Annotated in this window: 8 protein-coding genes; 2 read left to right on the top strand and 6 right to left on the bottom strand. The window is 40.2% G+C overall.

The annotated features are described in order from the left end of the window. Positions 1 to 475, bottom strand: a 475-nt coding sequence (locus AAC037_RS13270) for a succinate dehydrogenase/fumarate reductase iron-sulfur subunit (RefSeq protein ID WP_339903437.1), incomplete at its 3' end; no start/stop codon positions are given. Then, complete coding sequence (locus tag AAC037_RS13265; protein ID WP_339903436.1) at positions 475 to 2,409, bottom strand: fumarate reductase/succinate dehydrogenase flavoprotein subunit; 1,935 nt, start codon at positions 2,407 to 2,409, stop codon at positions 475 to 477. The genes AAC037_RS13270 and AAC037_RS13265, both read right to left, overlap by 1 nt. Before the next feature lie 284 nt (positions 2,410 to 2,693). Between AAC037_RS13265 and AAC037_RS13260 the strand changes: the two genes are divergently transcribed. Beyond that, the gene (locus AAC037_RS13260) at positions 2,694 to 3,575 is read left to right on the top strand and encodes a sterol desaturase family protein (protein WP_339903435.1); all 882 of its coding nucleotides are present in this window, start codon (positions 2,694 to 2,696) and stop codon (positions 3,573 to 3,575) included. A 397-nt stretch (positions 3,576 to 3,972) separates the two neighbouring features. Then, positions 3,973 to 4,473: a GreA/GreB family elongation factor gene (locus AAC037_RS13255; RefSeq protein WP_339903434.1), complete on the top strand. Its 501-nt coding sequence runs from the start codon at positions 3,973 to 3,975 to the stop codon at positions 4,471 to 4,473. Positions 4,474 to 4,521: 48 nt separating this feature from the next. On the opposite strand, the gene AAC037_RS13250 is transcribed toward AAC037_RS13255, so the two are convergent. The 4 genes from AAC037_RS13250 to AAC037_RS13235 form a co-directional block, all read right to left on the bottom strand. Then, complete coding sequence (locus AAC037_RS13250) at positions 4,522 to 5,562, bottom strand: DUF3500 domain-containing protein (protein ID WP_339903433.1); 1,041 nt, start codon at positions 5,560 to 5,562, stop codon at positions 4,522 to 4,524. 42 nt (positions 5,563 to 5,604) lie between these two features. Further along, positions 5,605 to 6,774 (bottom strand): VCBS repeat-containing protein, encoded by a 1,170-nt coding sequence (locus AAC037_RS13245; protein WP_339903432.1) that lies wholly within the window; start codon positions 6,772 to 6,774, stop codon positions 5,605 to 5,607. A 79-nt stretch (positions 6,775 to 6,853) separates the two neighbouring features. After that, positions 6,854 to 7,519 (bottom strand): SDR family oxidoreductase, encoded by a 666-nt coding sequence (locus AAC037_RS13240; protein WP_339903431.1) that lies wholly within the window; start codon positions 7,517 to 7,519, stop codon positions 6,854 to 6,856. Positions 7,520 to 7,731: 212 nt separating this feature from the next. After that, complete coding sequence (locus AAC037_RS13235; protein ID WP_339903438.1) at positions 7,732 to 8,499, bottom strand: purine-nucleoside phosphorylase; 768 nt, start codon at positions 8,497 to 8,499, stop codon at positions 7,732 to 7,734. Positions 8,500 to 8,521 lie beyond the last annotated feature (22 nt).

Here is an 8,521-nt window from a genome sequence, read left to right as displayed (position 1 = left end):
AAGCGGCAGCATCAAAAGCGGACTCTACAGTGTCGCTGCTTATAAGGGTTTGATTGGCTTCTGGGGCCTGTCCTGTGTTGACACTAATGAATCCTCCCGAAATGATGATTTGATCTAAGGCACTTCGGTCTATTTTCAAATCTTTCTTTACAGGAAATGCCGCAGCTCTGAAAGGCTCTATATAGATGGTTTCTCCATCTTGAAAAGACCTCATATGGAGTTGACAGGTGCTGGTATGTGCATTGGGTCCATGTGCTCGTCCATTGATAAAGAGACCACATTGTCCACAGATACCTTCTCTGCAATCTGAATCAAATGATACGGGGCTTTGCCCACTGAGTGACAAATTTTCATTGAGTTGATCAAGCATCTCTAAGAAAGACATGTCCGGAGAAATGTCCTTTACCTCATAGCTTATCATTTTTCCACTATTGGACGATTGTTCTTGTCTCCAGATTTTAAGTTTGAATTCCATTATTTATAACTCCTTTCCGTAGGTTTTGTAAATTCAAAATCAAGGGTTTCTTTGATTAATACAGGGCCATGGTCTGATTTCTGCCAGCAGGATATAAAGTTAAAATCCTTATCATCCCGAATGGCTTCACCCTCATTGGTCTGGTGCTCTGTTCTAAAATGTGCCCCGCAAGACTCCTCCCTACTTAATGCATCAATACACATCAATTCAGCTATTTCGAGGTAATCGGCAACACGTCCGGCTTTCTCTAGTTCTTCATTAATTCCACCAGTATTTTTTGGAATTTTTAGGTCTCTGTAGAAAGATTTTCTTAAATTTTTAATGGCCTCAATGGCGGTTGTCAAACCTTTTTCTGACCGGCTAAGCCCGCATTTGTCATATAGAATTTTCCCAAGCTCTCGGTGGAAATAATCCACTGTTCTGTTTCCATTTATTTCGCCAAATTCTTCTAGTTGCTTTTTAACCCTAAGCTCACTTTCTATGAAAGCAGGGTTATCAGTATTGATGGGGTCAGGTTTACCCAATTGGGCAAGATAATGGGGCAGGGTCTGTGGTAAAATATAATAACCATCCACACAGGCTTGTAGTAAGGAATTGGCTCCAAGTCTATTGGCACCATGGTCAGCAAAATTGGCCTCACCTATCGCAAATAGCCCAGGTATATTGGTACTCAATTCATAATCCACCCAGAGACCACCCATAGAAAAATGAGCTGCTGGGGAGATTTTCATCGGTTCATTATAGGCATTGATCCCGGTGATTTTTTGGTACATGTCAAATAAGTTCCCGTACTTCTTAGCAATGGTTTCTTTTCCTTGTCTTTCGATGGCATCTTTAAAATCAAGATAAACCGCATTTTTTAAAGTGCCGACACCATGGCCGGCATCCACCCTTTCTTTGGCTGCCCGAGAAGCAATGTCCCTAGGCGCTAAATTCCCAAAGGAAGGATACCGACGCTCAAGGTAATAATCACGGTCTTCTTCAGGGATGTCAGCGGCTTTTCTGTTATCATTTTTGCTCAAAGGAACCCAGATTCTGCCATCATTCCGCAGGGATTCTGACATTAGGGTGAGTTTGGACTGGTAGGTGCCTGACTGTGGCAAGCAGGTTGGGTGAATTTGAGTCCAACTGGGACTAGCGACCCAGGCGCCTTTTTTATGAGCCCGCCAAATGGCTGATCCATTGCAACCCATAGCTAGGGTTGATAAATAATAAATTTTTCCAAAACCACCGGTAGCCAACACGACAGCATTGGCAGTATGTCTAGTGATTTCACCGGTATCGAGATTTCTTGCAATAATGCCTTTGGCCACACCATTAATTAATACAAGGTCAAGCATCTCATGTCTGGTATAACTCTTTATTTTCTTAGCTTTTACCTGACGCATTAAGGCCTGATAGGCACCCAACAGTAACTGCTGGCCTGTTTGTCCTCTTGCATAAAAAGTACGGCTTACCTGTACACCCCCAAAAGAGCGGTTGCTCAAATAACCACTGTATTCACGGGCAAAAGGAACTCCCTGTGCAACCGCTTGGTCAATTAGATGGGCTGAACATTCTGCCAGCCTGTAAACATTGGCTTCCCGGGCCCTAAAATCTCCTCCTTTCAGAGTATCATAAAACATCCTGTAAATACTGTCCCCATCATTTTTGTAATTTTTCATGGCATTTACACCTCCTTGGGCAGCTACAGAATGAGCTCTTCTGGGGGAGTCCTGAAAACAAAAAACAGATACATTGTAACCAAGCTCAGCTAAAGAGGCCGCAGCAGAAGCTCCCGAAAGACCGGTTCCGACAATGATCACATTGTAATTCTTCCGGTTATTAGGACTGATGAGCTTCGCCTGATCTTTGAATTTGGACCATTTATCTTTAAGCTCACCAGCTGGGATTTTTGATTTGGGTATTAGCTTTTCGTCAGTACTAAAATACATGCCTGTGTAATTAATTTACTGTTTTTGATACCTAATAATAACAAATTTATATGTCGTTTTCATTAATTCTTTGGTTTAATACGGTGAATAAATACAAACTGTAACCAAAGTCACTAAATGACACTAATTATCAGCTTAATTTTAGGTAATCGTATAAGGTGTATTTATTCAATCCCCCTAAACCAAAATTAAAATAAATAGGTTGTTAGCTTGGGACTATTTAAAAGTCGAAAAGCTATTTATAAGAATTTTAGCAATAGGTGGGCAGTTTTTGAAGAAGAGTTATGGAGAGATATTTGAAAATTATAGGGGATGCCTATTACGGCTACTTTAATTACCTGGTCAATGAGATCATGTATCCGTCTTGGGGAAATTATTTCTGGTGGTTGGTGGGACTTTCTTTATTCGTTTGGTTGTTAGAGTTGGTGTTTCCATGGAGAAAAGGTCAGCCGGCCCTCAGAAAAGATTTTTGGTTAGATGGGTTTTATATGTTTTTCAATTTTTTCTTATTCTCACTGATTGCATTCAATGCAATCTCTAATGTAGCTGTGGAGGCATTCAATGATTTCTTGGGTCTTTTTGGTATCAAAAATGTTGTGGCCATAGAAATAAGTTCTTGGCCTGCCTGGGCGCAGTTTTTAACGCTCTTTATAGTGGCTGATTTTATTCAATGGAATGTGCATCGCCTATTACATCGGGTGCCTGCCTTTTGGGAGTTTCATAAAGTACACCATTCGGTGGAGCAGATGGGCTTTGCAGCTCATCTAAGATTTCATTGGATGGAAACCATTCTGTACAAAACAGCTCAATACATTCCCCTTGCCATGATCGGCTTTGGTTTAACGGATTTTTTTATCGTCCACATATTTGCCACAGCGATTGGTCACCTAAACCATGCCAACCTGAGAATAACCTATGGTCCTTTTAAATACCTACTTAACAATCCCATTATGCATATTTGGCACCATGCCAAGGACCTACCCAAAGGCATCCATGGAGTCAATTACGGGCTCACATTAAGTGTTTGGGATTATTTATTTGGTACAGCCTATATTCCCCACGAAGGAAGGGACATTCCATTAGGCTTTGATGGAGTGGAGAAATTCCCAAAAACTTTTTGGCAGCAAATAAGCTATCCTTTTAAGAAAAATAAAGTAGAGGGATAATGTTTTGAAGGAGGAGTTCACCTTTCAATTTAAAACCAACCGGATTGATTCTTTCCAGAATTATGGATGGAGATAAGGTGTTTTTGAGTATTAAATGAAACTATTGATAAAAAGTCTTTTGAAAAATGCCTAATCATAAAGAGTACTTCTTGTTTTATGGCTTTGTTGTTTAATTTTTTCTAAATACTACGATTTAGGCTTCTTTTTTGTAAGGTTTTTCCTATAGTGAAATATTGACTGCCTATATTTTATAAAACCTTGGAAATAATGACTTCCAAAGATTTTTGACAAGAGGGATCTTGATTACTTTATGCGGTATTCTTGTTGTTATAATAGCTTTAAGGATACAAAAGTTGAGGATAGAGCGAAGTGAATTTTATACAAAAAGCTTAAAAAAATGAGTAGAGGATTTGTGAAAGAAGATGATCAGGAAGAAATTCCACTGGTTCCCCCTAGGGCTGACTTACCAGCGGGAGTTGCGAATTATGTGACACAAGCGGGTATGGAAGAACTGTTAGCGGAGAAGAACAAGCTAATAACGGAACGAGAGCAATTGGATATCAGTGATGATAAGGATCGGAGGATAGCATTCAATCATATCAATGCAAAGCTAAAGTTGCTAAATGGAAGAATAAATAATGCTATAATTGTTGACTTAAGCAAGCAGCCGCCTAATGTAGTGCGTTTTGGTGCAAAGGTAATCCTTAAAATAGACAGGGCTAAAGAAAACATTATATACCAAATTGTAGGGGTGGATGAAGCAGATGTTTCAAAAGGAAAGATCTCTTTTGTTTCTCCAATAGCAAAGTTACTTATGGATAAGAAAATTGGAGACCATGCAATTCTAGAATTGCCGAAAACGGAAAGGGTGTTTGAAATTATGGACATTCAGTATTAAACAATTTCTTGCCCACTTTCCCATCCATCGGTTGCTATAAATTATTCTTTAATCATTAATGTGCGCCATATTATTGCCTAAATGGTCTTGGAGATAATGGCTTTGAAGTAGGTCTCCTCCAAAATCGTTTTCCAAGTCCCTCATTACCGCATGAACATGGTTGGCATTGTTTTGAACATTGTCATATTCTATCAAAAGTCCTGCACCTTGAATACTGTAATAATGCGGATTGCCCACTTTATTGGTTTGAGATCCTGCCCAGGCAAAGGACATGTTTTCCCAACCTGTGCTTTTGATTCTATTGATTAATTGGCTGTGGTACTCAGTTGTGTATCGAGAAAGATAGATGCCAACAAGTCTCTTAAGTAATAGCAACTGATCCGCTTTCAAATCACTCCCCTTGATACCGCTTTGACTAAGTAATTTTGCTTTTCTATCATTACTGGTAATGATATCAGCAGGAGCTTTGTCTGCAAATAGGGCTTTTTCTTTCTGTGAATCACTCAAGGAGTGCAATAATTCAAAACCCATATTGGTTTCATCCGCCAATACTTGCCTGTCCATTTGTGACCCTGCCAACACAATACCCGGGTTGGACCCCATAAAGGAGGGTGTGGCGGAGGTAATGGTTCCCTCTGCAGAGGAGAAATTCAGGGACAAATGATGGCCTTCTAACCTCCAGCCCCAAGGCTTATTTGAGGAGGGTTTGCCAAAAACGCTAAAATGATAATTCAAAGGGTCTCTATAGGTATCATTTTCAGGCCTGTTTTCTACTTCACGCAATACATTTTCAAGTTCGATAATGGCCGCGGCTTTTTCTTGGCCTACGGTGCCCAAGGAAGCACGCATCAAATCCAGCGCTTGGCCGGTTTGTTCCGCATTGAAGTCATGAAAGGTTGGTCCCTTTCTTTCTCTGGGTACAAAGTGCCAGTTGAAGCGTTCGCTGTGGTCAAAAGGAAAACAGGCTTGTTTTTTCAATTCAGGATCAAGACTTTCAATAAATTGATTGGCTATCGAAGATAGGTCTTGAGCTTGGTTATTGATGGTAATGGACAACAACAAAAGAAGGGTGAAGAAGACGGTTTTCATAGGATAAAGCATTTGGATCGTATAAAAGTGGCAATTATTTATTTAATAACTTTTATTCCAGTAGATTTTTAAGTTTTTACTGGCTCTTCCTGAGGCTATTATTTCCGGTTTCCCATCTCCATCCAAATCTGCAACTTTTAAATCCTCGCAAGCCATACCATTCTTGTCCAGCCAATGCTTTTCCCATGATCCATCCTCTTGTGGAACCAATATTTTTATTCCCAAATCTCCATTATCATTGGGCTCTCTCCATCCCACCACAATTTGGTCCATGCCCATATTTAATAGGTCTCCGGTGGCTAAACCATGTCCTTGTTTCATGGCAGCTGTAAGCACTGTACGGTTTAAATTTCCCAAAGCAAATGGTTGATCCTCTTCAGAAGTATATACAGAAAGTGTAGGTCCATGAAAAGGTTCTACTCCGGTAAGGAATGGCTTGCCTTTGGCACCCTTACCTATGCGTATTTCACCAAAACCATACTCATTGATTAGCCAGCCTTCTTTGCTTCCCGACCTCCAATCACCATCTTCATAAGTGAAAGTTTTAACACCTTCTTTACCTCCGATATGCAATGCTTCCCCTTTTTCTCCGGGAACCGGATCCATATTATGGGTTACGTGCATACTCTGGTCAATTACCCAATTTTTCCATTGTCTCCCTTTTTCGTCCTCCTGTTCATAAGCAATGACCTTGACACCTTCTCCCGCACCTCCTTTGTTTCCTTGGCCATGTAAAGGCAAAACTACAAGATGAAACAAATCCTCTGCAGCCTTTACCCAGCGCATGCGGTGAACGGTAGGTTCATGGTGCAATTTAACAGGTTCCCAAGTTTGAGTTGGGTCATCTGGCCTGATAAGATAATGTACGGAACCAGATTTTTGCTTGTTTACCGTCTCACTAGGGTTCCATTGGGCTCCAACAGCTACTTCCACTTTACCATCTCCATTTATGTCTCTTGCAGCAATGCAAACATTGTCAGATTCTGTGAGGTTTTCCACCATTACAAACCTTTGCCAATCACCATTTCTGTACCAAACAAATTCTTTTTTATCGGCCAATAAAATGTCAGGCTTTCCATCACCGTTCACATCTCCTATAGCTAGGCCATAGCCTATCTCTATATTGCTGTCCAGGGTTTGTTCTTGAAATTGTGGTTCGGGGGAATCGTTTATTAAAACAGTTGAAAACAAATAGGTGAGCCAATGTATCATAGTTATCTTTCTTGGGTTACTGTTCCAATAAATTTAACTAAAAAAATGATAAATGGCTAAATTCTAATAAATAAGAATTTTAGGTTACTGATTGGCCGGTTTTAAGGAATAAACGAATGGCATCAGGGATGTCCACCTTTCCTTCTAATATTTCAAAAACCTGCTTGCCATCAATTCCATGATCCAACATGTGTATCAAGACAGCTGCAACATCTGCCCTTGAAATGCCTCCCTTTTCATTGAAAATATCTGCTACCTTTATTTTTCCTGTGAAGGGGCCGTCAGTTAAACTGCCTGGTCTAATAATGGCATATGGGAGGTTGGTAGCTTTGAGGTATTCATCCGCAGCTTTTTTGGCCAAAAGATAATGTTGCATGGTCTCATCCGCCTTTTCTGCATTCTCCGCCCCTCTGGAACTTAACATGACAAACTTTTTAATGCCATGTTTAATGGAATAATCTACACTTTTTATGGCCCCCTGTTTGTCTACCAAGTCCGTTTTGTCTTTTCCTGTTTTTGCACCGGATCCTGCTGCAAAAATCACCTTGTCTATATTTTGAAGGGCATGCTCAAAATTTTCTTCCAGATCAGCAATGACCGTAGAAATGCCCTTGCTTTCAAAATACTCCTCTTGAGATTTTTCCCGAATCATGGCCACAGGTGAATAATCTGAATGTGCTGCAAGGTTTTCGGACAATATCCTACCTATGTTGCCATTTGCTCCAATTATCAATACTTTTTCCATAGTTGTTTTAGTTTTTTTGGAAACCGTCCAATAATTGTTCCAATCCTACCAATTATTTCGGAGAGGGACTCAATATGCTGAAAATCTATTGCCTATTTCCAAGGATTGGTGCCATGAAAAAATATGGGTTGTTGATGAGTAGCGTGAAATGTTGGTTTTAATTATGGAAAAACAATTGTCAATTTTTAAAAGGCTAATTAGAATAAGTGGATTTAGATTTTTTTCACTAATTCCAGGATGATTTTTTGCATTAAAGGTTCCGCTTTGGCAGCTGCCTGAAGAATATCTGTTAGGGCGATTTTCTTAATATTTCCCGGTGTGCATAGGTCCGTAATGGCGGAAAGAGCAAAAATTCTCATGCCTGATTGGACGGCAACGATTACTTCAGGGATAGTGCTCATTCCTACTGCATCTGCACCAATTGTCCTCAGGTACCTGTACTCTGCCGGTGTTTCTAGGTTTGGCCCTTGAACTCCAGCATATACTCCTTTTCGCAAAGTTGTATGGTTCTTTTGATTTACTTGAAAGGCCAGTGAAATCATTTCTTTATCGTAGGCCTCACTCATGTCAGGAAAACGGTCCCCAAAAGCTTGCTCATGCCTTCCTCTCAATGGGTTTTCAGGAAAAAGATCAATGTGATCTTCTAAGACCATGACATCACCAATCTCAAACTCGGGGTTTAGTCCCCCTGAAGCATTAGATATCAACAAATGTTGAATACCTATCCTCTTCATCACTCTAATTGGGAAAGTGACTTCTTTCATCGTGTAGCCTTCATAGTAATGAAACCTGCCTTCCATAGCCAGTACAAGCTTCCCTCCAAATCTTCCAAGTATTAATTTGCCTTTATGAGAAGTGACTGTGGAGGTAGGAAAATGAGGTATTTCTTGATAAGGAATCTCTTTGATTAGCTCTATGTCATTGAGCAAACCTCCCAAGCCAGTTCCTAAAATAATCCCTATGAGCGGCTTGTCCACCAAAAATTCTTCTAAGAAATTTGCC

The organism is uncultured Cyclobacterium sp. (assembly GCF_963976465.1).
In the GTDB taxonomy this organism is placed as follows: domain Bacteria; phylum Bacteroidota; class Bacteroidia; order Cytophagales; family Cyclobacteriaceae; genus Cyclobacterium.
The sequence above is the reverse complement of the archived record's forward strand: the minus strand, read 5'-3'. Positions and strand labels throughout refer to the sequence as shown.